General features: G+C 64.0%; 21 protein-coding genes, 2 pseudogenes and 1 other annotated feature. Of the genes and pseudogenes, 5 read left to right on the forward strand and 18 right to left on the reverse strand.

All coding sequences use genetic code 11. From position 1 onward, the window contains the following. The first annotated feature begins 379 nt into the window (after positions 1 to 379). Together QX121_RS30405 and QX121_RS30410 are read left to right on the forward strand one after the other, a co-directional pair. Positions 380 to 781, forward strand: a complete 402-nt coding sequence (locus QX121_RS30405) for a helix-turn-helix domain-containing protein (RefSeq protein WP_315705390.1) — start codon at positions 380 to 382, stop codon at positions 779 to 781. Then, complete coding sequence (locus QX121_RS30410) at positions 778 to 1,632, forward strand: IS3 family transposase (protein WP_315813787.1); 855 nt, start codon at positions 778 to 780, stop codon at positions 1,630 to 1,632. Before QX121_RS30405 ends, QX121_RS30410 begins: the two co-directional genes overlap by 4 nt. Before the next feature lie 124 nt (positions 1,633 to 1,756). Here QX121_RS30410 and QX121_RS30415 read toward each other — a convergent pair whose 3' ends face one another. Continuing rightward, a complete protein-coding gene (locus QX121_RS30415) occupies positions 1,757 to 2,125 on the reverse strand; it encodes a hypothetical protein (protein WP_315739234.1) in 369 nt (122 codons plus the stop codon). A gap of 235 nt (positions 2,126 to 2,360) precedes the next feature. Here QX121_RS30415 and QX121_RS30420 point away from each other — a divergent pair. After that, positions 2,361 to 2,656 (forward strand): annotated as a pseudogene (locus QX121_RS30420) (IS3 family transposase); the annotation flags it as partial. Next, positions 2,444 to 2,560: a sequence feature (AL1L pseudoknot), on the forward strand. (Overlaps the previous pseudogene by 117 nt.) A gap of 249 nt (positions 2,657 to 2,905) precedes the next feature. Here the strand turns inward: QX121_RS30420 and QX121_RS30425 are convergent. After that, positions 2,906 to 3,080: pseudogene (locus QX121_RS30425) on the reverse strand (GMP synthase (glutamine-hydrolyzing)); the annotation flags it as partial. A 92-nt stretch (positions 3,081 to 3,172) separates the two neighbouring features. Between QX121_RS30425 and QX121_RS30430 the strand changes: the two are divergent. Further along, a complete protein-coding gene (locus tag QX121_RS30430; RefSeq protein ID WP_315739233.1) occupies positions 3,173 to 3,553 on the forward strand; it encodes an avidin/streptavidin family protein in 381 nt (126 codons plus the stop codon). Positions 3,554 to 4,284: 731 nt separating this feature from the next. Here the strand turns inward: QX121_RS30430 and QX121_RS30435 are convergent. The 9 genes from QX121_RS30435 to QX121_RS30475 all read right to left on the reverse strand — a co-directional run bounded on the left by QX121_RS30435 (position 4,285) and on the right by QX121_RS30475 (position 16,179). Next, positions 4,285 to 5,982, reverse strand: coding sequence for an FAD-dependent oxidoreductase (locus tag QX121_RS30435; RefSeq protein ID WP_315813788.1), 1,698 nt, complete (start codon positions 5,980 to 5,982; stop codon positions 4,285 to 4,287). A 2-nt stretch (positions 5,983 to 5,984) separates the two neighbouring features. Then, on the reverse strand, positions 5,985 to 6,698 hold the full coding sequence (locus QX121_RS30440) for an SDR family oxidoreductase (RefSeq protein WP_315776797.1): 714 nt from the start codon (positions 6,696 to 6,698) through the stop codon (positions 5,985 to 5,987). Next, positions 6,695 to 7,684, reverse strand: coding sequence for an NAD(P)-dependent oxidoreductase (locus QX121_RS30445; protein WP_315813789.1), 990 nt, complete (start codon positions 7,682 to 7,684; stop codon positions 6,695 to 6,697). Before QX121_RS30445 ends, QX121_RS30440 begins: the two co-directional genes overlap by 4 nt. A gap of 10 nt (positions 7,685 to 7,694) precedes the next feature. Further along, positions 7,695 to 8,117, reverse strand: a complete 423-nt coding sequence (locus QX121_RS30450; protein WP_315739229.1) for a cupin domain-containing protein — start codon at positions 8,115 to 8,117, stop codon at positions 7,695 to 7,697. A gap of 70 nt (positions 8,118 to 8,187) precedes the next feature. Continuing rightward, complete coding sequence (locus tag QX121_RS30455) at positions 8,188 to 10,767, reverse strand: branched-chain amino acid ABC transporter ATP-binding protein/permease (RefSeq protein ID WP_315813790.1); 2,580 nt, start codon at positions 10,765 to 10,767, stop codon at positions 8,188 to 8,190. Continuing rightward, positions 10,764 to 11,633: a branched-chain amino acid ABC transporter permease gene (locus QX121_RS30460; RefSeq protein ID WP_315739227.1), complete on the reverse strand. Its 870-nt coding sequence runs from the start codon at positions 11,631 to 11,633 to the stop codon at positions 10,764 to 10,766. The genes QX121_RS30455 and QX121_RS30460 overlap by 4 nt, the downstream gene beginning before the upstream one ends. A 46-nt stretch (positions 11,634 to 11,679) precedes the next feature. Beyond that, positions 11,680 to 12,918 (reverse strand): ABC transporter substrate-binding protein, encoded by a 1,239-nt coding sequence (locus QX121_RS30465; RefSeq protein ID WP_315799228.1) that lies wholly within the window; start codon positions 12,916 to 12,918, stop codon positions 11,680 to 11,682. A 42-nt stretch (positions 12,919 to 12,960) separates the two neighbouring features. Then, positions 12,961 to 14,751 carry a thiamine pyrophosphate-binding protein gene (locus QX121_RS30470; RefSeq protein WP_315813791.1) on the reverse strand — a complete coding sequence of 597 codons (1,791 nt, stop codon included), beginning with the start codon at positions 14,749 to 14,751 and terminating at the stop codon, positions 12,961 to 12,963. Positions 14,752 to 14,781: 30 nt separating this feature from the next. After that, positions 14,782 to 16,179: an aldehyde dehydrogenase family protein gene (locus QX121_RS30475; protein ID WP_315813792.1), complete on the reverse strand. Its 1,398-nt coding sequence runs from the start codon at positions 16,177 to 16,179 to the stop codon at positions 14,782 to 14,784. A 213-nt stretch (positions 16,180 to 16,392) separates the two neighbouring features. On the opposite strand from QX121_RS30475, the gene QX121_RS30480 reads away from it, so the two are divergent. Beyond that, positions 16,393 to 17,364: a LysR substrate-binding domain-containing protein gene (locus QX121_RS30480; RefSeq protein ID WP_315799231.1), complete on the forward strand. Its 972-nt coding sequence runs from the start codon at positions 16,393 to 16,395 to the stop codon at positions 17,362 to 17,364. 59 nt (positions 17,365 to 17,423) lie between these two features. Here the strand turns inward: QX121_RS30480 and QX121_RS30485 are convergent, their stop codons facing one another. From QX121_RS30485 to QX121_RS30515, 7 genes are all read right to left on the reverse strand, one after another. Next, a complete protein-coding gene (locus QX121_RS30485) occupies positions 17,424 to 17,957 on the reverse strand; it encodes a GlcG/HbpS family heme-binding protein (RefSeq protein ID WP_315739221.1) in 534 nt (177 codons plus the stop codon). 136 nt (positions 17,958 to 18,093) lie between these two features. Then, positions 18,094 to 19,392 (reverse strand): MFS transporter, encoded by a 1,299-nt coding sequence (locus tag QX121_RS30490; protein WP_315799232.1) that lies wholly within the window; start codon positions 19,390 to 19,392, stop codon positions 18,094 to 18,096. Between the two features lie 265 nt (positions 19,393 to 19,657). Continuing rightward, positions 19,658 to 20,467, reverse strand: coding sequence for a transporter substrate-binding domain-containing protein (locus tag QX121_RS30495; protein ID WP_315799233.1), 810 nt, complete (start codon positions 20,465 to 20,467; stop codon positions 19,658 to 19,660). A gap of 56 nt (positions 20,468 to 20,523) precedes the next feature. After that, positions 20,524 to 21,522: an MBL fold metallo-hydrolase gene (locus QX121_RS30500; RefSeq protein WP_315799248.1), complete on the reverse strand. Its 999-nt coding sequence runs from the start codon at positions 21,520 to 21,522 to the stop codon at positions 20,524 to 20,526. Positions 21,523 to 21,851: 329 nt separating this feature from the next. Next, positions 21,852 to 23,303, reverse strand: coding sequence for an MmgE/PrpD family protein (locus QX121_RS30505; protein WP_315799234.1), 1,452 nt, complete (start codon positions 23,301 to 23,303; stop codon positions 21,852 to 21,854). Positions 23,304 to 23,305: 2 nt separating this feature from the next. Continuing rightward, positions 23,306 to 24,763: an MmgE/PrpD family protein gene (locus QX121_RS30510; RefSeq protein ID WP_315813793.1), complete on the reverse strand. Its 1,458-nt coding sequence runs from the start codon at positions 24,761 to 24,763 to the stop codon at positions 23,306 to 23,308. Continuing rightward, positions 24,753 to 25,784: a PdxA family protein gene (locus QX121_RS30515; protein WP_315813804.1), complete on the reverse strand. Its 1,032-nt coding sequence runs from the start codon at positions 25,782 to 25,784 to the stop codon at positions 24,753 to 24,755. Before QX121_RS30515 ends, QX121_RS30510 begins: the two co-directional genes overlap by 11 nt. Positions 25,785 to 25,787: the final 3 nt, after the last annotated feature.

Here is a 25,787-nt window from a genome sequence, read left to right on the forward strand (position 1 = left end):
GAAATGTGGAGGTGATTTGCCCGACGTAGCAAGTGATGAGTCCGCGACAAACTGGCTCGACGGGCAGTTGGCGCATGTAGGGCATGCGTGGATTGCTCGTCGGGCAGATGATCCATCGCACGACGACCGGGCGTCCGTGAGTCGCCTCGCCCCTCCCCCATCGTCATGGCCATGCTCGGTCACAGCCATCCACGTCGTGGTCATCACGAAGAAAGACGTGGATGCCCGGGCCTTCGTCGCGGGCCCCGCGCTGAACGGGGCAGCGAGGGCGGTCGAGATAGCGAGCGAAGCTCACGGAAGCTCACGAGTTTTGTGCACTGGACTGCACCCCTTAAGTGAGACACGATAATTTCTGTGACAGGCATTTCGAGGATGACCTGTGGCAGCAAGAGGGAAGAACCGTCAGTTTCCGACGGCTTACAAACTGAAGGCGATCAAGCGCGTTGAGCGAGGCGAAGGCGTTCTGCCTGTGGCTCGCGAGCTTGGGATATCTCGCAAGATCCTGCATGACTGGATCAAGGCCTGGAAGGCGCAAGGACCCGAGGGATTGAACCGCAAGCGAGGGCCGAAGCCCGGCCCCCGGAAGCTCAAAGCTACGGCAACCTATGACGACAAGCGGTCTGCGCTGACGCGCGCAAATGCTCGCATCGCCGAACTCGAACGGCTTGTCGGCCGTCAGCAGATGGATCTCGATTTTTTTCGGCAAGCCTTGCGCGCATTGGAGCGGCCGGCAGCGCAAGGCGGACCCGCACCCGCATCATCGAAGTCATCCAAGCCATGACGTCGGAGGCAACGGAGTCCCACGCCGACGTGCAACGGCTCTGCGGTCTGGCCGGCCTGCCACGCGCGACCTATTACCGGCATCTCAACAAACGCAGTCGTGAGACTGCCGACTGCGAGCTGCGCGATCAGATCCGCATTTGCCTGAAGCATCCGTTCTACGGCTACCGGCGCGTGACGGCCACCATCCGACGTAAAGGCATGGTCGTTAATGCTAAGAAGGTGCTCAGGCTCATGCGCGAGGACAATCTTCTCGCACAGCGCAAGGCGCCATTCCTGAAGCCGCCTGCAGAGCGACCAAGGGACATTGTCGTGGTGCCCAATCTGGTGCGCGGCCTGGTGCCGTCCGCTCCCGATCAGATCTGGGTCGCAGACATCACCTACGTCCATCTCGCCACGACCTTCGCCTACCTCGCGGTCATCCTCGATGCCTTCTCGCGCAAGGCGGTTGGCTGGGCCTTCGAGAACACGCTCAATGCCTCGCTCGCGATTGCAGCATTGAACAAGGCCATCGAGGCCCGCAAGCCGCAACGCAGCAGCCTGATCCACCATTCCGACCGCGGCGTGCAATACGCGTCAATCGCCTATCGCCAAATATTAGCGGATCGCGACATCACGATCAGCATGAGCAGGCCGGGCAACCCCTTCGACAACGCCAAGGCTGAGAGCTTCATGAAGACGCTCAAGGCCGAGGAGGTCAACGGCAAGGCGTTCTCCGACATAAGAGACGCTCGCCGCCGGATCGATAGCTTCATTGCGGATGTCTACAACAAGGAGCGCCTGCACTCGGCGCTCGGCTATCGATCGCCTATTGAGTTCGAAGCCGCGTTCGCGCAAAACAAGGCACGATAGTCGTCGTGGCAACCCCACTGTCACAGAAATTATCGTGTCTCACTTAAGGGGTGCAGTCCAGTGCTGTCACCGTAATCCACCTCTCGTCCGGGTTGATCAAGCCCAGATCGCTCGGCTGATCTCGCTAATTCTTGAAGACATCCCCTGTGACGAGGACCAGATCACATCGGAACTCGTCAGAGGTCTTGCCGCCTGCATCTTCAATCCGGTGGTAGCAGGTGTTGTTGCCGAACGGCCTGTTCTCAAATTTGCCATTCTTGTCCTGCACGATCTCGGCTCGGATCTTCCCGCCCAGCATGTTGAACAGGACGTGTGCCTTATCGCCTTTGCAGGCAAGAATGATGGCGTCACCGCCGTCTTCCAGGCCCCCGGCGCTCACGGCTTCTTTCAGGCAGTCGTTGATGCTTGCGACGATCAGATCCTTCGATCCGACTTCAGCGGCGGCGGACACACTCGGCAGAGCGAGACAGATGAACATTATGAACTTCTTCATGACGACGGCTCTCCGGGCCGGATTGAACGATTGATCGCCTCACCCTAACCACTTGGGACGATGAGGAATGCCTGCTTTGACAGCCGAGAAACTGGGCGCAAGTCAGGCAGACAACGCAAGAGCTCGTCCAAATCTCGGCGTGCGACATCGGCCGAAGTCCCGTGCCCATTTTTTGGCGCGGCATTGGCAATTTCATTGAGAACCTGCACCCTGATCGCGCCACTGAACCGTTCCGACCGACATGGCCGAGAGGCTGAAGGCCCTGGAACGGGAGAACCGTGAGCTTCGGCAGGCCAATGAGATCCTACGCAAGGCAAGCGCCTATTTTGCGACGGCGGAGCTCGACCGCCGGTCCAAGCCATGATCGCCTTCATCGACGATCACCGTGGGACATATGGTGTCGAGCCGATCTGCAAGGTCTTGCCGATCGCCCCTTCGACCTACCACGCCCATGAGGCCAAGCGGCGCGATCCGACCAAGCTGTCGGCGCGCGCTAAGCAGGACGCCGGGCTGAAGATTGATCTGGTACGAAATCATCGACGGAGACGACACCAATCGTCTGATTGCGGCCTAACCGCGTTATTTTAGGCTGAAGTGGAGCCTATGCTGACAATACGTCTGGTCGTTCTGCTTTCTTTAGCGCGGAGCTACCCCCTTTTTGTTTGAGTGCAGGTCTAGATTGGCGCCAGCTTTGATCAGGCCGCAGCCAACTTCAGTGAGGGCGCGAAATACTTGCGCTTCTCGAGACCCATGATCTCAAGGCTGCCTACGCCCTCACTCCTACTCGATCGTTCCCGGCGGCTTGCTCGTCACGTCATAAACCACCCGGTCCATGCCCTTCACCTCATTGATGATGCGCGTCGCGACGCTACCCAGAAACGTCATGTCGAACGGATAGAAGTCCACGGTCGTGCTATCGGTCGGGGGTCGCTGCGCGTAGGCCAACGCAGTGGTCACACGTTCGGTTGCTGCTCAGCGCTCGATCAGTCTTCCCAAGTGACCCAAGACGTGCCAAGTTAGCATAAAACAACCAGGAGGACACACTCTATGCGCCTTGAGCCAGCACTCTCGCGTTCAATGCCCGCAACAGAACCACTGAACATCGGCGGCGACTGGAAAAATGAGCTCCGGTCAGAGATGCACCTAGATCAGAATGGGGCAACTCTCACGGGGCACTACAAGAGTTATAAGAACGACGCCGGCCAGATTGCGGCGGAAGGTCCCTTGGTCGGCTGGGTGAGCGGCAAGCTTGTGGCCTTCTCCGTGAATTGGAACGGACTAGACTCGATCACGTCGTGGGTCGGGCAGCATATTGAAGACCAGGACGGGCCGCGGCTGGTGACACTATGGCAGATGACGAAAGCTGTTCCCGACGGCAGCGAATGGGAATCCATCAACGCCGGAGCCGACACATTCTGGCGGGTCTAACGACCCGCTGCCGCCCCCTACTCCCACTCGATTGCCTCGTGCTAGATTAAGGCATTGATCTTGAAGGCTTTTGCGCAGGTATCGCTTCAGGGCGCCGATCGCGAGACCGACGATTTGGTTTGATCTTGATTCCACAGGAATATCTTGTGCGCTCATGCCGAGCGCCCGTTCGGCAACTATCGGCTGCTATTGCCTACACGGCAATGAGCAACTTCTAACCTTGGTGCCAGCAGCTCATGAATGAGAGCTGAGCGGGAACGACAATTCAACTCCGAAAGCAGCGCGTCGGCCAGGCGATATCAGGAAAAGGCTGCAGAGGCGCATGATGCTCAAGTCGCCTCGTTACGGGGACGTGCAACCATATCATCTCGAGTTGCCCAAATACGAGCACTGTCCGCTACTCGAGCAGCCCCGAGTCGTTCGTCAATTGCAAACTTCCCAAGTTGATCCCGTGTTGCACGCGATATAGCAGCGAGCCGGCGGGGATCCGAAGCGGCGCGACTACGCCAGCGAGCCAGTTACGTGCGTTGGCCGGGCGGCGGGTGGGGAAGGCCACCCCACCCTGGACAACGACAACAGTCCTCCTAACCACTGCCGCGTCCCCACTTCAGGCAACAACCCGTGGCCGACTTTCACAAGCCGCGAAGTGTGACCAAGTCGTTCTCATGCCTCCAGGCTTCGAGAGGTCACATCGAGCCATGCCTGGAGCGAGCTCAAGAGCATGAGAGCCCTCAAACATTCCCGCCGGCGACATTCCTGCCCACGAGCCAGCCGAAGACCAGCGCCGGACCCAACGTGATTCCGGGCCCGGGATAGGCCCCTTCCATGATCGAGGCCATGTCGTTGCCACAGGCGAACAGGCCAGGAATGGATGAGCCATCCGCGCGCAACACCCGCCCGCGCGCATCGGTGACGAGGCCCGCAGACATGCCGAGATCGGCCGAATAAACCGCGACGGCATGGAAAGGCGGCTCCAGGATCGGCGCGACGCAGGGATTGGGATGCTGATCGGCGTCGCCGAGCGCACGCTGATAGATGTTGCCGCCGCGGCCGAAGGCGGGATCCTCGCCGCGCACCGCACCGGCGTTGAACTGGTAGACGGTTGCAGTCAGCGCCTGCGCCGGGACGCCGATCGTCTCCGCGAGCGCGTCCAGACTGTCGGCACGCTTGAGATAGCCGGCAGCGACATCACGCGCGACAGAGCGCGTGAACGGCTTGATCTTGCCGAGGCCGTATCTCCACAGGAAGCGGCGATCGCAGATCAGCCAGGCGGGAATGGCCGCAGCGTGATCGAGCTGCGCGCGCACGAACTCATGGTAGGACACCGCCTCGTTGACGAAGCGGCGGCCGGTGCCATCGACCGCGATCAGGCCGGGCTTGGCGCGGTCGGTGACCGTGTGCGGGAAGACGCCACGGCTGCCGTCGGCCCGTGTGAAGGTCGACGCCGGCACCCAGAACGCGCCCGCTTTCGTCGGCGCCGACAGGCACGCGGCCAGGGCCATGGCCAGCCGCGCACCGCGTGGTGCGGCGCCGGGGTCGACGGTGGCCGACAGCAGGCCGGCGGCCTCAGGCACATAGCAGCGGCGCAGCTCGGCATCATGCGACAGCCCGCCGGTCGCGAGCACCACGCCGCGCCTTGCGGTGATCCAGGAGCGGCCGGAGCGATCGATAATTTCGAGCCTCGAGACCCTGCCCTGCGCGTCGGCCTCAAGCTGCTGGACGGAGGTGCCGGTGCGTATGACAACGCCACGATCGAGCGCCGAGCGCAGCAGCCGCGCCGCCAGCGCATTGCCGAGATAGAGCGTCGTGCCGCGCCGCGCCGTGAGCCGCTGCAGGCCATAGCGCGCGAGCAGCCTGGCCGCGTGCAAGGCCGAGCGCAACGATCGGCCGGCACGGCGCAGATGCGGGATATCCTGGCGGCTGATCATCATGCCGCCGAACAGCATGAACTCCGGCAGCGGATCGCGCAGCAGCGCAAAGGCGTCGCCGAGGCCGCGCGCATCGAATGGCAGCGGCTCCAGCACCCTGCCTCCCGCGGTGGCACCGGGCAGGTCGGGATAATAATCCGGATAGGTCGGCACCGGCTGCAGCCGCAGCGCAGTGCGGACCTCGAGATCGCGCAAGGCTTCGTCGCCGAATGCAAGGAATGTCTCGAGCCGCGTGCGGTCCTGCCCCGGCACGGTCCGGTCCAAATACGTGCGCGCCGCCTCCAGCGTATCCGCCCGCCCCTCCGCGGCCGCCTTGTGATTGGCAGGAATCCAGACCATGCCGCCGGAGATGGCGGTGGTGCCGCCGACGAATTCGGCCTGCTCCAGCAGCAGCACCGAGCAGCCGTCAGCCGCGGCGATGGTCGCCGCCGTCATGCCGCCCGCGCCGGCTCCGACGACGACGACATCGAACGTCTCGCCGGCGTGCAGCGCCGCCGTCATGCTCACACCATGCCGCCATTGGGCTGCACGATCTGGCCCTGGATCCAGGAGGCCTCGCCGGAGGCCAGGAAGCGCACCACCTCCGCAATCTCGCCCGGCTTGCCGATGCGATTGAACGGGCTCAACGCCGCCATGCGCTGCTTGGCCTCCTCGGTCTTGCCGGCATTGAAAAGATCGGTGTCGACGGGACCGGGCGCCACCGCATTGACGCGAACACCGCGCGCCGAGAGCTCCTTCGCCATCGACCGCACCAGGCTTTCGACCGCTGCCTTGGTCGCCGCATAGGGCCCGGTGCCCGGCACCGCGTGGCGGACCAGCGATGTCGTGATCGCGACGATGGCGCCGCCGTCGCGCACGCGCCGCGCTGCCTCCGCCAGCACGTTGAAGGCACCCAGGACGTTGACCTCCATCAGCAGCCGAAAGTCCTCCGGCCTGAAGCTCGCGAGCGGGCCTGCCGGCACGTTGATGCCGGCGTTGGCAATGACGGCCTGCGGCGCAGCACCGAGGTCGGCGGCAACTTGAGCGAAGACCTGCGCGACCGACGCGGCATCGCGAATGTCGACCTTGTATTGTCTGCCGGGCCCTCCGTCCGACGGGTGGTGGGTGGCGTAGGTCGAGGCCACCTGCCAGCCGGCGACGGCAAACGCCCGCGCGCAGGCGGCGCCGATGCCGCGGGAGCCGCCGAAGATGAGAACGATCGGAGAAGAAGTGGTCATTTTCGATTCCTTGATGGAGATGGTGTCTTCGCCATCGCGGCCCGCGTCGCTTCGATCGTCGCCTCGATGCCTTTTTGCAGATCGTAGCGCGGCTGGTAGCCGAGCTCCGCTTTGGCGCGGCCGATATCGAGCGCGCCCTTGACGGCGCTCAGCACGCGGCCGCCATGATGATAGGGACCGGTGTCGCCGACCGTGATTCTCGCACCGGGAATGGCGCGATTGACGGCGTCGGCCGTGTCGCGCAGCGTCGGTGCCACACCGGTCGCAACATTATAGGCGTCGAAGCTGTGATGCGGCTTGTCGAGCGCGAGCAGCACGCCAGCCACGGTATCGTCGATATAAACCTGATCAACCGCGAGATTGCCGCCGTCCTCCTGATGGAATGGCTCGCCGCGCAATGCGGCTTCGATGAAAGTGCGGGGCATGCGCAGGCGCGGCAGATGCGGTCCGTAGACCCAGCAGGTCCGCACATTGATGCATTCGAGACCGTGATCGCGCGAATAGACGCGACCATAGTGCTCGGCTGCGAGCTTGGTCACGCCGTAGACGCTGGCCGGCTTCTGCGAGTGCTCCTCGTCGATCACGGCGGATTGGAAGTCGCCATAGGTCTCCTCGGTCGAGATCTGCACGACGCGCCTGACGCCGGAGAGCCGCATCGCCTCGAACAGGTTGATCGCGCCCTCGACATTGACCCGCAGCGCCTTCAACGGAATGTCAGCGGCCTGAACCACACCGACCACCGCGGCGGCATGAATGACTGCATCGGGACGGAATGTCTGGAACGCCCGCAGCACTTCATGCCATTCGCCGAGATCGATCGCAGCGTTGACGAGTAGCTGTTGTTGCGAGGCGAGTGCGGCCATGGCCGGCGAGACCACCAGGTCGATGGCGACGACGCGATCGCCGCGCGCGAGCAGCGCCTGCGCGATGGCCGTGCCGAGCCAGCCGCAGGCGCCGGTGACCAGAATGGTCTTGCTCGTGGTCATGCCCGGCCCCTCACCGCGGCGCCGGCTCCTCGTCGGTCGGCGGGCTGGTGATCACGAGGAACAGCAGCGGGTCGTTGCCGGTGCAGTGGAATTCGTGCACCACGCCCGGCGGAATGTAGGTGACGTCGTTGGCACGGACCAGCCGGCGCTCGCCATCGAGGATCAGGATGCCCTCGCCCGACAGCACGTGATAGATCTGCTCCTGCACCTTGTGGGAATGGCTCTCGACGTGCGCGCCGGGCTCGTAGGAGGAGATGCGATAGTCGAAGAAGCGGCTGCCTGTGGTATCCGGTGTCACGATCGCCTTGGACAGCGCCTGATTGTAGTGGCCTGGATACTGGGTCCAGAAGATCTCGGCGAGATTGCGCGTCACCGCCTTCTTCTCTGTCGCCGCATTCGCGTAGGCGTTCGGTCCGGGAACGACGATGGTCATGTCTCATCTCCTCAGGAAGGTTCAGATTGGGCCGGCCAGCAGATGCCGATGGTCACGAACTCGCAGCTGCTCATGACCCGTTTGCCGCGCGTTGCACTGCATCAGCGGTCTGAGTGATGCCAAGCAAACGCCCTTGCAGCTCGTGATCGGCCGCGAGCGCGGCAGCATCGCCGACATGGGCCACGCGCCCATTCACCAGCACATAGGCGCGGTCCGCCATCGCCAGCACGCTCTCGGCATGATGCTCCACGATGACGAGGCTCGCGCGCGACCTCAATTTGGACACGGCGTCGCGGACCTCCTGCACCACGGCGGGCGCCAAGCCCTCGAACGGCTCGTCGAGCAGAATCAACCGGCTCGGCACCATCAACGCGCGCGCGATCGCCACCATCTGCCGCTCGCCGCCGGAGAGATTTTCGGCACGCGCCTTGTGCAGGATGCGCAGCTTCGAGAACAGATCGAACACGTCGTCGAGCGACGCGCCGCCGGCGCGGGTCGCGAGCTTGAGATTCTCCTGTACGGTCAGGTTCGGAAACAGCCGGCGCCCTTCCGGCACCAGCGAGATGCCAAGACGGTTGATCTCGTCCGGCCGTAGCCGGTTGAGCTCCCTGCCGTCGAACGTGATGCGACCGCCGCTCGCCGGCACCGTGCCTGTGATGGCCCGCAGCGCGGTGGTCTTGCCGACGCCGTTGCGCCCTAGCAGCGCCACCACTTCGCCAGGCCGCACGGCCAGGTCGAGCCCGTCGAGCACGGTGCCACCGCCGTAGCCGGCGCGCACGCCCTCGAGCCTGAGCAGCGGCTCGGCGGCGGCGCTGCCGGGAAGCGGCGTCACATTGGTCGCCCGCGACGGAGCCGCCGCGACTTGGCCACGGGCTGTGCCGAGATAGGCCGTGACAACTTCGGGATGCGCCGCCACCTCCGCCGGCTCGCCGTCGGCGATCAGCCGCCCCTGATGCAACACCGTGATGCGGTCGGACATGGCCAGCACGCGGTCGATGTCATGCTCGATCAGCAGCACGGCGTGGGACTTCGCCAGCCGCATGATCAACTCGCCTACGATCGTGCGGTCCGACTCCGCCAGACCGGCCAGCGGCTCGTCGAGCAGAAGGAGCTTGGCATCGATCGCGAGCGACACCGCGATCTCCAAGAGCCGCTTCTCACCATGCGCCAGCGCGGAGCAAAGCTCGGCGGCTCGATCGGCGAGGCCTACGGCATCGAGCAGCGACCACACCTTCGCGTTTGCAGCCGCATCGTCATAGGCATCGCGCCAAAGACCCGTCCATTGCCGGTTGGCAGCCTGCACCGCGATACGCACGTTCTCGAACGCGGTGAGGTTGGGAAAGACGCTCAGGATCTGGAACGAGCGGGCGATGCCGAGCCGCGCGCGCTTGTACGGCGACAGCTGATCGATGGGCATGCCCTCGAACAGGATGGTGCCGGCGTTGGCCCGGAGCACACCGGTCAGCAGATTGAACAACGTGGTCTTGCCGGCGCCGTTGGGGCCGATCAGGCTGTGCAGTCCGGTCCGGCTCATCTCGAAGGACACGTCGTTCTGGGTCACGATCGAGCCGAAATGCTTGGACAGGTTGCGGATCGCAAGAATTGGCACCTCTGAGGCCGTCGCCGCAGCCTGGCGTGCACGATCCGGCGCGTAAGGAACGATGTCGCGCGGCCGCGATGGAATGACATTGCGCGTCAGGGTCCAGCGGCTGCGGCCGGCGATGCGCTGGAAGATGCCGTGAATGCCCTCATCTGACAGCAGCGCGAAGGCGATGATGATGGGGGCGAAGACCAGCCACCAATTCTCCGTGATGGCGCTGAGCCGGTCCTCCAAAACGATGAAGACGATGGCGCCCCACAACGGCCCCAGGAAATGATGTACGCCGCCCAGCGCCGCCATCAGCACCGGATCGCCGGCATGCTCCCAGTTCAGATTGTTGGCGTAGACGCCCTGCAGCAGCAGCGCCATCAAACCTCCGGCGACGCCGATGCCGCCGCCGGCAATGACGAGCGCAATCAGCTTGGTGCGGTAGGTGTCGAAACCCAGGCTTGCGACCCGCTGCTCATTGTCGCGCAACGCCTGCATCAGTCGGCCGAACGGCGCATGCGCCAGCCGCCACATCATCCACAACGACCCGATCACCACGACGAGCGTGAACCCGTGGAAGGCAAGCGCGGAGCGAAACAGCGGACGCGCGACGTTCTGCAGGCCGTTCTCGCCTCCGGTCACCGAGGTCCATTTGAACGCAATCTCGAACGCGATCTGGGAGCACGCCAGCGTCAGCAGCGAAAAGTAGAGTCCGCGCCGGCGAAGGATGATGGCGCCGACGATCAGCGCCAGCAGCAGCGAAAATGCCACCGCGATCGCCAGGCCGGTGATTTCATTGGCGGCCGGCATGAAGCCCAGGCCGATTGCCAGCGCATAGCTCGCACAGCCGAAGAAAAAAGAGGCGCCGAACGGCACCAGGCCGAGATAGCCGATCAGAAAGTTTACCTCCGCGCCGTAGAGCGTGTAGATCGCGATCTGGGTCACGCGATGGATCGGCATGCCCACAGCGAGCGCGATGCCGGAGGCGAGCGCCAGTATCGCGACCGCCACGAGCACCGGGTGACTTGCGAGCCGCTGCAGCACGGGCTTGGCCGTCGTCATTCGAAACGCTCCCAGCGCTCGCCGAATAGTCCGCGCGGCCGCAGCAGCATGATCGCGAACATCAAGGCATACATCGATGCGGCGGCGGCCTCTGGCCAGAACTGAATGGTCAGCGAGGTGACGATTCCAACCGCGAGTCCGGCGACCACTGCGCCCCGAAAGGAGCCGAGCCCTCCGATGGCCACGATCACAAACGCTGGCATCACCGCATTGGCAGCCATTGACGGCGACACCGTCCACAGCGGCGCGGCCAGCACCCCAGCGATCGCCGCCAGCATGCAGCCGAGCCCGAACACCGCGGTGAGCACCCGCGGCAGATTGATGCCGAGCAACTCCACCATCTCCGGGTCCCGGCTGCCGGCACGCAGGATCCGGCCATAGGGTGTGAACGCCAGGAAGCCCCATAGGCCGAGCAAGGTCGCGGTTGTCGCGCCGAGCACGGCCACGCGATATTTGGTGATCAGGAGAGGACCAACTTCAACGATCCCTGCAAAGGCCGGCGGCGGATTGAACGGCTTGCCGTCGGCGCCCCATGCATAGCGGATCACCGCTTCGATCAGCAGCGCCAGCGCAAAGGTCACGATCAGGCTGAGCAACGGCTCCTTGCCGTAGAGGCGGCGGATGATCGTCACCTCCACAGCCATGCCGATCAGCCCGACCACCGGAGGCGCCAGGATCACGGCGCTCCAGCCAAATAGCTGGAACAGCTGCCAGGCCACGTAGGCCCCCAGCGCGAAGAAGGCGCCATGCGCGAAATTGATGACGCCGAGCAGGCCGAAGGTGATCGACAGACCTACGGCGATCAGCACGTAGATGAAGCCGAGCACGAGTCCATTGGCCGCCTGGGAGACGAGAGTGTCGAGCATCGTTCGAGCCTGTCGGTGCGCTGCAGGAACCGGGGGTCGCCCCGCCTCACAGCGACGGCAGGCTGCAGCCGATATCCTCCTTGGTACCGAACGCCTTCGCCGTCTCCTCGGCGGTCGCCGAGGTGTTCTTCAGCACGTCGAAATAGTCGAACTTGTCGGTGATCTGCTTCTTGATCTGGACGATGACGGCCGGACGCACCAGCTGGTGATCCCAGTCGCGGAAGAAGAACGGAAACTCGCCTTCGGTGTTCTTCCACTGCTCGAGATGCGCCACGAGCTGAGCGGCCTCGGTCGATTTCGCCGCCTCGATCGATTCCAACAGCGCCCGCATGCCGATCCAGCCCGACCACGTCTTGTCCGATGGCGGCTGATTGTACTTCTTCTTGAAATCCTCGATCAGCTTCTGCTCGGCGGCGGTATTCTTCGGATTGTTGTAGTACCACGGCTTGATGTAGATGCCGGTCGAGGCCTGCGGCCCGACGTCCCAGAAGTCGGTGTCCGTGACGGCGACCGCCGCATAGGGGATCTTGTCCTTCATCCCCATCTCGTTCCACTGCTTCAGGAAGTTGGAGAAGTCGCCGCCCACCAGGCCGCCGACGATCACGTCCGGCTTGGCCTGGCGGATCTTGAGGATGTAGGAGCTGTAGTCCGCGGTGTTGATCGGCACCTCGTCGACCCCGACCTCGGTGGCGCCGACCTGCTTCAGCATCGCGCGCGAGGCGCGCAGGATGTCCTGGCCGAAGGCATATGACGCCGTGATGAAATAGACCTTCTTGCCGATGCTGGAGACGTAGGGCATCAGGCCGGCCATCTGAACCGGCACGGTCGCCTGGGTGCGGAACGTGTACTTGCTGCAGCTCTTGCCGGTGATCTCGCTGGCCGCGGCGCCGGTCAGGATCAGCGGCACCTTCTCGCGATTGGCAACGCTCATCATGGCGAGCGCCGAGGACGAGTAGTTGCCGCCGACCACGGCGACCACCTTGCTCTCGTCGACAAGCCGCTGCATGTTCTGCTGCGACACCTGGGGATTGGGCTCGTCGAGCCAGACCAGCTCGATCGGGCGACCCAGCACCTTGCTGCCGGCCTGCTCGACCGCAAGCGCGCTGCCGCGTTGCAGGTACTCACCGATCGAGGCGCCCGGCCCCTGCTTGGCATAGATCATGCCGATGCGGACGGGCCCATCGGACTGGGCTCGCGCGGGACCGCCGACGCCGAGCACGGATGCGGCAGCCACGCCGGCCGACGCGCGCATGAAAGATCGCCGGTTCAGATCACGCTTCAACATGGTGCTCCTCCCTCTCGATGTTGTTATCTTTGTTTTGTATCGTCAGTCGCGTTTGTAAGGCTTGCCGAACACCGGCTCCTTGAATGGGATCGGCGGCAGCTCCCAGGTGCCCGTCGATGGCGGGCGCACCTCGGCGTCGACATGCAGATCGATCACGCAGGGGCGGCGGTTCTTGATCGCGGTCTCGACTGCACCGCGCAGGTCGGCGCTGCGGGTCACCGTCACGCCGTCAGCGCCGCAGGCGCGCGCCCAGGCGGCAAAGTCGGGGTTGTAGCGATCCCCGCCGGGCCCCTGATTGCCGCGATAGAACGCGGTGCCGAGCTCGCGGCCCTCGAACAGGCCATACTGCAGATCGCGGATCGCGCTCCAGGCGAAGTTGTTCCAGACGATCCAGACGCACGGCAGGTCATATTCGACGGCAGTGGCGACGACATATGGCGCCATCATGAAGCCGCCGTCGCCGACCACCGCGACGCAGGGACGGTCGGGCGCGGCCAGCTGCGCGCCGAGCACGCCGCAGACGCCGAACCCCATCGACGAAAAACCCCAGCTGTTCATCATGCTCTGCGGCCGCTTCGGCTGCCAGAACTGCATGAACCAGTTGTGATGCACGCCGGAGTCGAGCGACAGGATGACGTCGTCCGGCAGCACGTCCTGCAGGGCGCCGACGACATATTCCGGCCGGATCGGCGTGGTGTCGGCGCTGAAGTGCGGCCGCACGAACGCCTCCCACTCCGCCTTCCAGGTCCCGATCTGGTCGCGCCACGCCGCGAAATTTTCGCGGCGGATCGCGGGGCGACGCTCCAGCGCCGCGAGCAGTTGCCCGGCGAAGGTCTTGGCGTCGGCGATGATGCCGAGCGTCGGCGGATAGTTGCGGCCGAGCTCCGCCGGATCGATGTCGACCTGCAGCAGCCTGGTCGACGGGAAATTCCAGGAGTAGCCCTGGTGCCAGCTCGACGACGAGCGATCGTCGAAACGCGTTCCGATGCAGAGCACGAGATCGGCATGACGGCCGGCCTGGTTGGCGGGATAAGCGCCGTTGCGGCCGATGAAGCCGAGCGTCAGTGGATCATCCGCCGGCACACAGCCCATGCCATTGGGCGAGGTGATGACTGGAATGCCGTAGCGGCTCTGCAGCGCGCTGATCTCGGGACCGGCCTCCGAGAGCGTCGTGCCCTGCCCGATGAAGAACACCGGCCGCCTGGCGGCTTCGATCAGATCGAGCGCCTTGGTGACGTCGGCCTCGCTCGCGCTCGGCCGGTGACTGCCGTGAACATGCGACAGCGGCGGCAGCACGACGTCGGCCTCCTCCTGAAAAACATTGTACGGAATATCGAGATTGACCGGGCCGGGACGTCCCGTGACCATGGTGTCGAAGGCTTGGCGCAGCGCCAGCGGCAGCATGTCGACGCGGCTTGGCTGGAACGAACGCTTCACCACCGGGCGCAGCACCTGGGCAAAATCAGCCTGGTTGTGCGCGTACAATTCCTGGAACGGTGCGCGATTGGCCTGCGACGTCGGAACATTGGCGGTGATAGCAAGGAAGCTCGAGGAGTCCGACAACGCAGTCGCGAGCGACATCACCATGTTGGCCGAGCCCGGCCCGGTCGACGTCAGGGTCGCGACCGGACTGTGCTTGACGCGGAAATAGGCGTCGGCCATGTGACCGGCGCATTGCTCGTGGCGGGGCGACACCAGCTTGACGCGATCACGGACCTGGTAGAGCGCGTCAAGGATGCCGACGTTGCCGTGGCCGCAGATGCCGATCACGAAAGGCACCTTCTGCTTGACGAGATATTCGGCGATGACTTCGCCGCCCTTCATCTTGGTCATGGTCAGATCCTTGTCAGGTAACGGTCCGCGTCATGCGAGGATCGTCACGATACGCTCTTCGCTCATTTCGCGGATGGCGTAATGCGGCCCTTCGCGGCCGAACCCGGAATCCTTGGAGCCGCCATACGGCATGAGGTCCACGCGGGAGCTCGGAGTCTCGTTGATGTGAACGCCACCGACTTGCAATTGCCGCGCGGCCTGCAGAGCCTCGTCCAAGCGCTTTGTGAAAATGCCCGTGGCAAGCCCATAGGGTGTGTCGTTGACGCGCGCGATCGCCTCGTCCAGCACATCGAAGGGCGCGATGCACATCACGGGTCCGAACACTTCTTGGCAGCCGAGCGGCGTCGCCTTGTCGACATTCGTGAGCAGCGTTGGAGGAACCACGGCGCCCACCCGCGCGCCACCGACCAGACGCCGCGCGCCGTTCTGCTCAGCCAGCGCGATCCAGGCCTCGATGCGCTGAGCCGCGGCCTCGCTGACGACGGGACCCACCACGGTGTCGTCCTCGCCGGGGTCTCCGTAGGGCAGCCCGGCAACGAGCTCTGAAAGTCTCTGCTCGACCTGCCCTATCAGCGAACGCTGCACCAGCAGCACCTGGATCGATGTGCAGACTTGGCCGGCCTTGCGGAAGCCGGCGTTGACGACCTTCGGCAGTGCAATATCGAGGTCGGCGTCCTCGCAGATCAGGCAGTGCGAGATCGAGCCGAGCTCCATCTGGGTTCGGCGTAGTCCCGCCTTGCTTTGGATGATGCGGCCAATTTCTGTGCTGCCGGTGAAAGCGAAGAACTTCACGGCAGCTTCGCTCATCAGCCAATCGGCAACCTCGCTATCGCCATGGACTACCGACATCAGGCCCGATGGCAGACCGGCTGCGATCAGGCACTCGGCCATGATGCAGGACGTCATCGGCGTATGCAGCGACGGTTTCAGCACCACGGCGTTACCAGCCGCCAGTGCAGGCGCAACCTTGTGCGCCACCGTATTGAGCGGAGCATTGAACGGCGTAATCGCGGCTACGACGCCGAGCGGCACACGGATGGTGAAACCGATACGGCCTTTCTGGCCAGCTGCTCCCTCCATCGGCACCATCTCGCCGGCAAGCCGCCGCGCCTCTTCGGCGGAGAGCCTGAATGTCGTCGCACAGCGCTGGAGTTCGCCCATTGCATCGCGGCGTGGAAAGCCCGCCTCCTGGCGCAGCACCTCCACCAGCTCCGACGCACGCTTCTCTAGCTCGACCGCAGCGCGATCGAGGATGAGGCCGCGATCATAGGGCGTCAGCACATTGGCTTGGAACGCCCGCTCCGCGGCGATCATGCAGGTGCGGACCTGCTCGCGCGACGGCAGATGCGCGGACATGGCGGGCTGTAGGCGATATTTGTCGAGCACGGCGACGGTGTGCGTACTCTTCACCCATTCCCCGGCGATCAAGAGGCGGCACGATGGCAGTTCGGCCGACGCCTGTCTCTGAACCGCAGCGTCCGCCATCGTCTGGTTCCTCCCAAAGGGGTCTTACGCCTGTTACCCTCGTCCTTAGAGAGAAATTGACATTAGCAAAAATACTGTTTTGGATTAGTTGCTATAAGCTGAGCATATAGCTCGGCGGAAACGTCTCGTTCTTCCCCGGCAGTGCGGTGCCCGCCCATGGATTTGCGTCAGTTGCGCTATTTCGCCCAGATCGTCGAGAGCGGCAGTTTGTCGAAGGCGTCGCGCTGCCTGTTCGTTGCGCAGCCCGCCTTGAGCCAGCAGATCGCAAAGCTCGAGGAGGAAGTGGGCAGGCCCTTGCTGCAGCGCTCCTCGCGCGGCGTGATCCCGACCGAGAACGGCCTTGCGCTCTACCATCACGCCCGTTTCATGCTGCGGCAGCTCGACCATGCGCTGTCGATTGCCCGCCAGGATTCGGCAGAGGTGAGCGGCATGGTGTCGGTCGGCTTACCCGCAACGACCGTGCTCGCGATCGGGCTGCCACTCACCAAGTGCATCCGCGCCAAATATCCCGGTATCCTGCTCAATGTCGTCGAGGGAATGAGCGGCCACATCGCTCACATGATGCGGCTTGGCCAGCTCGACCTGGCCATCCTGTTCAACAACGACGTGTCGTCCAAGCTCGACGCGATTCCGCTGCTCGACGAGGAACTGTTCGTGCTTCTCCCTGCCGACAGCCCGCTGGTGCCGCAACACCGTTGCAGCATCACAGTTGCGGAAGTTGCAAAGCTGCCCCTGATCCTGCCGACGGGAACTCATGGCCTGCGCCGGCGTGTAGCTGCAGAGTTCGAGCGGCGCAACATCACGCCGAATGTGGTCGCCGAGATCGACTCGCTCTCGCTGGTGATGAGCTGCGTCGGTGAGGGCATCGGAGTCACCATCAAGCCGATGTCGGCGCTGCAGGCAGGAGGACGAAGCAGCGAGGACTGGCGCGCCCTGCCCATCTCGGACGCCCGGATCACGCGACGCAACTATGTCTATTCAATCAAGCCAGACCTGCTGGCGCCTGCAGCCCTCGCCGTCGCCAAGGAGCTCCAGGATACGGCGCGAACGCTCGTCACATCCGGACAATGGCGCGGCGTCAGCCTGGTCGACGACTCCATGTCTTCCGCGATCCCGCCGGCGGCCTAGCGCACGCGCTGACCGGCGGATCGCGACGGCATCGCGATCCGCCCCCGGCCCGGTCTCGTCTACTTCAGCGCCGCCTGCCCGGCCAGAGATACGACGTTGTCCTGGGCGCCCGACCCACCACTCACACCGACGGCACCGATGATCTTGCCGTCCACCATCAGCAGATTGCCGCCCCGCGATGCGATCACGTCATCGAGCGTGGCGAGATAGGCGAAATACGCGCCTTTGCCGAGCAGCGTCTCGAACACCAGCGTGGGGCGTCGATAACGTGCCGCCGTGCGCGCCTTGTGCTGAGACAGGCCGACCGACGCATATTGGCAATTGTCCTGCTTTTCGAAATAGACCAGATCGCCGCTCGGATTGACCACGGAGATGCAGAAGGCGTTCCAGTTGCGCTTCGTCGTCTCGGCAACGGCCGCAGCAGCCACCTTCTTGGCCATCTCCAGGCTGATCGGCTCGCCATAAGGCGGCGGATTCAGTGCATCCGCGACCGCGTCGTTGGGGTTGTCGGTGTTCGATGTCTGGGCGAGGCTGCTCGATAAGTGCAAAGCTGCGACGCATGCGATGATGCTCAAAATGGCCCGATAGTGCATGTCTTCCTCCCGACCCTGTTGCCTTCTCGTGCTCGTCGGCCAGCCTGGCCGCCTTGTTTTACTCGACGAGGCGTGTCGTTCTCTGCCTCCGTTGGCGCGCGCTCCGCGCCGGCGGCACCCGGCGCGTCTCTACGCTTCATTCCGACCGCCGCGCTTCCAAGCTGCCGATATCTTCGGGCTGCCCTGTTTGCATCTCCAACGGTGTCATACGCTGCAGGTCAGCGCCGCTCGTCTCGGGCAAAGCCATCGCGGCGATGAAAGCAAGTCCATAGGCGGCGAGCGCGCAAAGGCCCATCGACAAGCCAAGAGGATGCGACGCAGCAAGCACGCCCACGGTCGCAGGCACGACCGAGCCAAACCCACGCCCGCCGCCGAGGCAGAAGCCCTGCCCGCTCGCACGAATCTCGGTCGGAAACAATTCGGCAAAGGTCGGCAACATTCCTGATGCCAACCCACCCTGGAACGCGCCCAGAAAGAAGCTGAGCAGGATCGTCGTGTTGGCGCCGATCGGAGCAAGCAGGTAGATGCTCGCGTTCACGGCCTGGCATAGCAGGAAGATCATGAATGCGGGACGCCGGCCCGTGCGATCCGAAAGCCAGCCATAGAGCAAGGGTCCGACCAACGAACCCAGGATGTTCATGGCAAGATAGCCTGCACTGCTCCCCACCGTCAGGTTGAGGACGGTGCGCAGATAGGTCGGCAGCCACGTGATCATCACATAGGCACCGCCGAAAATGCCGGTGGCCATCGTGACCGCCGCCACGGTACGCCGCACATGGGCCCTGGTGAAGATCGTCCAGGCCGGCAGTCCGGCTGTCTTGTCCGCGCGGCTTTGACGATAAAGCCCGGACTCCGGCACAAGGCGGCGGATGAAGAACACGAGAAAGGCCGGCGCGATGCCGACCGCAAAGAACACGCGCCAGCCGAGCTCTTCAGGAAACAGCGATGAAATGACGGGGAGCAGCGCGACGGAAATCGCATAACCCACCGCGTAGCTGCTCTGCACCGACGCGGCCACCCGGCCGCGCAGCGCGGGCCTGACGACCTCGCTGATCAGGACGCCACCCACGGCCGCCTCACCGCCGTAGCCGAGGCCCTGGAGAAAACGCACGATCAGCAAGAAGTTGAAGCCCGTCGCGAAAGCCGATGCGAGCGTGAACAGGGCAACCCAGAGGATCGTCAGCTGCAGGACCTTGATGCGGCCGATGCGATCGGCAAGGATCCCTCCGCCCCAGCCACCGACAGCTGCACCGACGAGGGCTGCGGTCGCGAGATAGCCGGCTTCAGGGCGCGTCAGTCCGATTGTTGCAATCAGCGCCGGGATGACCAGCGCATAGATCGTCGAATCCAACGAATCGAGACCAAAGCCCGCGAAGCAAGCCCAATACGTCCGGCGTTCGACCTCGTCGAGTTCGGAATACCAGCCCAGTTTCATGATCGTTCACTTTCAGGCCAGGACGCGAACCAGATGCGCTTCTTCGTTGGCCGGAAGAACAAGCGCGAGTGCAGTACAATCGGGTGGCCGCATGGACCATGCAGGCGCACTTTCTGCGCGTGCCTGCCGGTCGTGTCCATTATGAATGCCGACAGCTTCATCGCCCGCCGATTGGAGATAGACGGAATTCCAGGACAGCCAAAATACGATTTGGCGTTGGCGCTCATAAGCGAAAGATATGGCTTGGCCGGAGCTCACCGCGGCATCACGGGGCGACCCTGGCGGTGACAAATCCACTTTGATTGAGCGCTCGGCGTACTGTGCCATTCGCCTTGGCATCTGCAAGAAACCGGGCCGCCCACTCCCGCGCCGTCACTTTGCCCTTCGGGACGACCACGACGACGCCCGTTGATTGGATGACCTCGTTCAAGACCCGGCTGCCCGGCAGGCGCCGCGACAGCTCCTCCAAGGCTTCCATGCCCATGGCGAGGGCGTCGAGCTGACCCCGGCCGATCAATTCAGCGGCCTCTTCAGGCTTGACGAATTTCGTCACGCTGGCACTTTTCATGCTCGCCTCGACCGTTCTGGACGTCGAGGTGCCTTCGATGCAGCCAACCCGGATTCCCGGACGGTCGATCTCGGCAACGGAGGTGATGTCTGAGCCGGCGCGAATGAGATACCCGCTCATGTAGGCGACATAAGCGGGTCCCTGATCGACGAACTGCTCTCGCTTCCGGTCCGCAGGCATGAAGGACAGATCCCACGCGCCTTTGCTGCCGGCGGCCGCGATTTCGTCCGAGCTCTGATATTCTACGAGCTCGAGCGGCACATTGAGCTTGCCTGCGGCCGCCTTGGCCAGTTCGACTGTCACGCCGACAGGCTTGCCTGTCGCCGGATCGCGTGTCGTCCAGAACGCCGAGGCGGCCGGCCCGACCGCAACAGCGACGCGCAACACGCCGGTCGGAGCGATCTCGCGCGCATCCTGCGCAGCTGCTCCCGCCATCATGGCCGAGAAGCCCAAGCAAAGACTTGCGATGGCACAACAAAGCGATGCAAGCGGACCGGTCGATTTCATGCGTGGTCTGGCGCGATCCGACATGGGTACCGCCGTGCTGACAATGTGCCGGTCTTTCATAGTGTCGGATTCCACGATGATGGGATCAGCCGATAGCCGGCGCCGTCTTTCTCGACGTGTCCGACCGACGGGAACGCGAAGTGGAATCCGATCACGATCGCCTTCTCCGCCGCCGCCATGTCGTAGAACTTGTGGCGGGTCTGCTGCGCAAGATCGGGGTCGGTGTCGAAGACGACGTGCCAATCCGGATGTCGCAGGAAGAATTCCGGGATGTTGGTGACATCGGATTGGATCAGAACCTTCGCGTTGCCCGACGCGACCGCGAACGAGGTGTGACCTGGCGTGTGGCCGGGGGTCGCGATCGACGTGATCCCCGGAGCGACCTCCTTGTCCCAGTCATATTTCGTCACCTTCGACTCGATACCGGCGAAGGTTTTCCTCACATTGGCGAAGTAGTTCTTCATCATCTCGCTGGACTGCGCCTTGGCCGCGTTGTCCTCGCTGGTCCAGAAGTCCCAGTCCTTCGCAGGCACCATGATCTCGGCATTCGGGAACGCTATCGATCCGTCGGCTGCGCGGATGCCGTTGGTATGGTCGGGGTGCAGATGCGACAGCAGCACGACATCGATGGCCTTCAGATCGACGCCTGCCGCAGCAAGGTTCTGCAGGGTTCGGCCGACCGCGCCCTTGCTGGGCTCGAGATTGGCCACACCGTTCCCGGTGTCGATCAGCACGAGCTTGCTGCCGGTATTGATGATTTGGGGGTTGAAGGGGATGGTCACCATCCCTTTCGGCATGTAGGCGGCGTCGGCGGCGGCGACCGCCTCCTCCCTGGACGCGTTGGTGACGAACTTGTCCGGAACCGGAAACGTGCGCGCACCGTCATTGATGGATATGCACTCGAACGATCCCACCTTGTAGCGGTAGAAGCCGGCTGCCTGCGCGCCGGCCGGATTCATAGCCGCTCCGGCGGGCGCCGTGCCGAGGCGAGTAGCGGCCGCAGTCCCTGCCAAGGCTGCGCCGGCCAACAACTGACGACGGTTGAGATTGATCACGTGCCCCTCCTTCTGGTCGATCCAACGACGATGAAATTGAACGCGGCGCGGGACCTCAGACGATCCTGATCGACACGTCCGTTCGCGTCGTGATGTCGTCTTCATGTCTCTCAGTCCCAGAACGGGACGACCCATGAAGGCTCCCCGTGGCGTTTTGCTTCAGTGGGCCAGCGGATCAGGCCTCATCTGCACCTTGTAGACCTTCGGCGACGCCTCCTTGCCGCCCTCGCCGTGGAAGCTCGCGCGCGTGCCGGTCATGGTCCACAGACCTCGTCCCTTCAGCTGGTGTCGGGATCGTCGATCTCGCTTCTCATCGCCATGACAGCCGATCACGCCGCGAATAGTGCGCGCAACCGGCCGATGTCGTCGATTTCTTCGAGCCGCCCGACCATGTCGATCAGCTTCTCCGTCTTCTCACGCCCCAGAACGGGCGTCATCAGATCCCTGGTCTTGGCGTTGACGGCCTCCGTGCTCAGCGGATTCTCCCTGGTGCCCGGCGGATGCCTGGTGAAATGATCGACCTTGCGGCCATCGACCAGAGTCACCTCGACGATCGCACCGCGTGGCGCGGCCGGATCCATCAGACTCTTGTCGCCTACAAGCGTCACCTTCCCACGCTGCTCCAGGATCATCGGGTCGCGCATCAGCGCGACATCATGGCTGTCGGCGAATGAGACGGCCCCCTTGACCAAGGCGAGTGCGACGAGATGCTGACAGTTCACGTCGGGCATGGCGCTGTCGCCGACGATGCCCATCGCGTCGGTCGGAAGCTTGACCAGGATGCTGCGGACGTTGTCTGGAGTGAGCCCGTGCTGTCGGCGCAGCGTGAGCAGCGCATCCAGCGGCGACTGGATCGGATAGCCGACCGAAAAGGTCTTGATGGCGGTTTCCGTGACGTAGAAGCGGCTGCCGAGATCCTTGACCATCTCCTCCGGCTTCGGATCGCTCGACAGCGCGATGAACAGGTTGTGGGTGCCATCGAGCACGTCATCGACGCCGGTGAGCCCCGCCATCACCATGTCGACGGCCATGACGCCGTTGCGCGCGCCCATGCCGGCGAAATCGAATGCCTTCTCGATGTGGTCCTTGTCCTTCACCCAACTCCACAGCCCTGAGACCTGCTGCGCCGAATAGGAAATGGCGTGACGCATGCCCCGCTCGTCCAGCCGGGCCAGCGAGGCCGCCGCGCCGAGCGCACCGAATGTCGAGGACGTGCCCTCGGCGCTGCGATGCGAGCCGCGCACCAGGTCCGGCCCGAGCGCCATCAGAAGCCGGCAGGTCAAGTCGTAGCCGAGCACAACGGCGCGGATCACGTCGCGCCCGCTGCAATGCTCCCGTTCAGCCATCGCGAGCGCGGCAGGGATGACCGCGCACCCCGGATGCGCCTTGGTGACCGGTTCGAAATCGTCGGTCTCGTCGGCGTGGGCGCACATGGCGTTTGCCATCGCCGCATTGACGGCCGTCGTCCGGAAGTCGGAGCCGACGACGGACGCCTGCGGCGCGCCGCCGAGGCTGCGCACGTATTTCAGCGCCATCTCGCCCGGATGCATCCGAGCGCCGGACACCATGGCGCCGAGCGTGTCGAACATGCGGTGCTTGCATGCGAGCACCACCTGCTCCGGCAGCTCCTGGTCGCGCGCCGCGACCATGTAGCGCGCCAAGCGTTCGGTTACGCCCGAGCCGGCGGCACGGGAGAAACGGATCGGCATCGCCGAGATCGCAGCAAACGCCCCCGCCGATTGCAGGAGCCGGCGACGTGACAGCTGGGCCCCGTTCTCCATGGTCACGCCGACGCCGACATCTTCGCGATGTCGGCTGCGCTCGACAGGCCCTCGACATTCCAGCAGGCGTCCATGATCCGCCGGATCGATGCGGCAGGAACGATGCCGTCGGCGAGATCGGAGAACTTCGCCTCGAGCTGCTGGTCGGTCATCGGCACTTCAACGCTGCCGACGGCGTGCTCGATGCGGCGGCTGAGCTTCCGCCCATCCTTCAGCACGATCGTCATCTCGACCTGCTCCGGCTTGATCTCGGGCGCGATGACCGGAATGACCTTGCTACGCAGCGACAGCACCGTCTGATCGGTTACCGCGCGATCGCTGAACTGCTTCTCTCCGCCCGCGCCTTCCACGATCGCCACGGCCACCGCGTGATAGATGCTGAACTTGCCCTCGAGCCCCTGCTGCGGCGTCTTCTTGCCGGTCAGCTCGAGCACGAGCGGATTGACTTTGAGATCGACGTGATCGATCTGGTCGCCCGTCAGCCTGTTCTCGTTGCGCAGCTGAATCGCAGCGTCGATCGCCGGATGCAGCACGATGCCGCAGGCGAACGGCTTGTAGGTGTTGAGCGCGGCTTCGTAACGCTTGCCGAGATCGCCGACGATCTCGCCATAGTCCTGCTTGGTGCTGATCGTATTGGCCCAGCCGCGCTTCGCCTCGATCATCCCGTCCGACGACGTGAAATTCTTCGACGCCAGAATGGCGGCGAATATGCCGTTTGACGCCGCACGGCCGGGGTTGAAGCTCTTGTTCATGGACCCGAACGATTCGCGCAGGCCGACCGGCTGCGACGCGGCGAGGCCCAGCGCCCAGGTCATTTGCTGCTCGTTGAGCTTCAACAGCTTGCCTGCAGCTGCCGCCGAGCCGAACACCCCTGCGGTCCCGGTGATGTGCCAGCCGACATCGTAGTGGTTCGGATAGACGGCGTTCCCGATCCTGCACTCGGTCTCGACACCGAGGACGAGCGCATTCAAGAACTCCTTTCCGGAGACCGGCTGCATTTCCGAGAGCGCAATGATCGCCGAAACCACCGGGCCGGCCGGATGGATGATCGTCTTCAGATGGGTGTCGTCGAAATCGAAGATGTGGCTGGACACGCCGTTGATGAAGGCGGCGTTCATGATGTCGAACCGCTCGCGCCGGCCGAACAGCGACGCCTGCTGCGGGCCTGAGAACGGTGCCAGCGCGGCAACCGCAATATCAACCGTTTCATGTCGCGACCCACCGATCGCGACGCCGACCCAGTTCAGCAGCGTCCTCACGCCTTCCTTGCGGACCTTGACCGGCAGATCATCGTATCCCGCCGAGACGATGTACCGCGCAAGCGTACGCGTGACCTCCTTGGGCTGCGCCGCGGCGGGCGCCGCCGGTGCCTCAGCCTGTGCAAAAGCCGCATTCGCGCCGACCGCGGACAAGGGAAGAGCGGCGGCGGCCTGAAGCAGGGTCCTGCGATCAGTGTACATGTGACGTCTCCCGGGCTTTGAACGAGGCCAATTGCGCGGCGAGCCGGACCGCGCTTTCGAGCGCGCCGGTGTTTGCGACGCCCTTGCCGACGATGTCGAACGCCGTGCCGTGCGAGGGCGTGGTGAAGACGGTCTCGAGGCCGGCCGTGACGGTCACTCCGCGATTGAAGCCGCGCAGCTTCGTCGCGATCTGCCCCTGGTCATGATACATCGCGACGACGCTGTCGAACTCGCCGGCAAAGGCGCGAATGTAAACCGTATCCGCTGGATACGGACCGCTGCAGACAATGCCCTTTTTCGCAATCGCCTCGACCGTCGGCTTGATCATCTCGATCTCGTCGCGACCGAACAAGCCGCCCTCGCCGGCATGCGGATTCAGCGCGGCCACGGCGATCCGCGGCGCAGCGACTCCGGATCTCCGCATCATCCTGTCGACGAGGACCACCGCATCGGCGATCCGCGCCGGGCTGATGTCGTTCAGCGCCTCGCGCAGGGACTGGTGCCCGGTGACGCGCGACATCCATTGACCATCCAGCACATTCATTTCAGAAAAATAGGTACGGTGCCCGAGCAGGTCCGCGAACATCTTGTGCTCGTCCGGGTACCTCCAGCCGCCGTCGAACATCGCCCGCTTGTTCAAGGGCGCGAAGGTGATGGCATTGATCGCGCCGTCCTTGGCAAGATCGATCGCCCGCGACAGCGTCTCTCCGGTGAGTCGCCCGGACTCGGCGCTGGCCTTTCCGATCGGGTGCCTCGACGGGTCTGTGTTGCCGAGATCGATCAGCTGTATCTTGCCAGAAGCCCAGGAAGCCTCGCTGGGGGAGCCGATCCGCTCGATATCGAAGCTCACGCCGGCATGCGCCATTCCCATCTCCAGCACGCGGGCATCGCCCACCACGACGAGGCGCGCCGCATCGGCCAGCCGGTGATCGGAGAGGATTCGCGCCGTCTGCTCAGGACCGATACCGGTGCAATCACCGGGAACCAGCGCCACGATTGGCAAGTCTTCACAGAGAACCATGGA

The sequence above is a fragment of the Bradyrhizobium sp. SZCCHNR2028 genome (assembly GCF_032380995.1).
Lineage (GTDB): Bacteria > Pseudomonadota > Alphaproteobacteria > Rhizobiales > Xanthobacteraceae > Bradyrhizobium.

Excerpts from the sequence above, each read along its gene's own strand:
- QX121_RS30485 (WP_315739221.1), bottom strand. The coding sequence starts at position 17,957 with ATGCACTATCGGGCCATTTTGAGCATCATCGCATGCGTCGCAGCTTTG.
- QX121_RS30515 (WP_315813804.1), bottom strand. The coding sequence starts at position 25,784 with ATGGTTCTCTGTGAAGACTTGCCAATCGTGGCGCTGGTTCCCGGTGAT.
- QX121_RS30445 (WP_315813789.1), bottom strand. The coding sequence starts at position 7,684 with ATGACCACGAGCAAGACCATTCTGGTCACCGGCGCCTGCGGCTGGCTC.
- QX121_RS30415 (WP_315739234.1), bottom strand. The coding sequence starts at position 2,125 with ATGAAGAAGTTCATAATGTTCATCTGTCTCGCTCTGCCGAGTGTGTCC.
- QX121_RS30430 (WP_315739233.1), top strand. The coding sequence starts at position 3,173 with ATGCGCCTTGAGCCAGCACTCTCGCGTTCAATGCCCGCAACAGAACCA.
- QX121_RS30455 (WP_315813790.1), bottom strand. The coding sequence starts at position 10,767 with ATGACGACGGCCAAGCCCGTGCTGCAGCGGCTCGCAAGTCACCCGGTG.
- QX121_RS30460 (WP_315739227.1), bottom strand. The coding sequence starts at position 11,633 with ATGCTCGACACTCTCGTCTCCCAGGCGGCCAATGGACTCGTGCTCGGC.
- QX121_RS30480 (WP_315799231.1), top strand. The coding sequence starts at position 16,393 with ATGGATTTGCGTCAGTTGCGCTATTTCGCCCAGATCGTCGAGAGCGGC.
- QX121_RS30450 (WP_315739229.1), bottom strand. The coding sequence starts at position 8,117 with ATGACCATCGTCGTTCCCGGACCGAACGCCTACGCGAATGCGGCGACA.
- QX121_RS30465 (WP_315799228.1), bottom strand. The coding sequence starts at position 12,918 with ATGTTGAAGCGTGATCTGAACCGGCGATCTTTCATGCGCGCGTCGGCC.
- QX121_RS30505 (WP_315799234.1), bottom strand. The coding sequence starts at position 23,303 with ATGGAGAACGGGGCCCAGCTGTCACGTCGCCGGCTCCTGCAATCGGCG.
- QX121_RS30495 (WP_315799233.1), bottom strand. The coding sequence starts at position 20,467 with ATGAAATCGACCGGTCCGCTTGCATCGCTTTGTTGTGCCATCGCAAGT.
- QX121_RS30440 (WP_315776797.1), bottom strand. The coding sequence starts at position 6,698 with ATGACCACTTCTTCTCCGATCGTTCTCATCTTCGGCGGCTCCCGCGGC.
- QX121_RS30490 (WP_315799232.1), bottom strand. The coding sequence starts at position 19,392 with ATGAAACTGGGCTGGTATTCCGAACTCGACGAGGTCGAACGCCGGACG.
- QX121_RS30510 (WP_315813793.1), bottom strand. The coding sequence starts at position 24,763 with ATGTACACTGATCGCAGGACCCTGCTTCAGGCCGCCGCCGCTCTTCCC.
- QX121_RS30410 (WP_315813787.1), top strand. The coding sequence starts at position 778 with ATGACGTCGGAGGCAACGGAGTCCCACGCCGACGTGCAACGGCTCTGC.
- QX121_RS30470 (WP_315813791.1), bottom strand. The coding sequence starts at position 14,751 with ATGACCAAGATGAAGGGCGGCGAAGTCATCGCCGAATATCTCGTCAAG.
- QX121_RS30435 (WP_315813788.1), bottom strand. The coding sequence starts at position 5,982 with ATGACGGCGGCGCTGCACGCCGGCGAGACGTTCGATGTCGTCGTCGTC.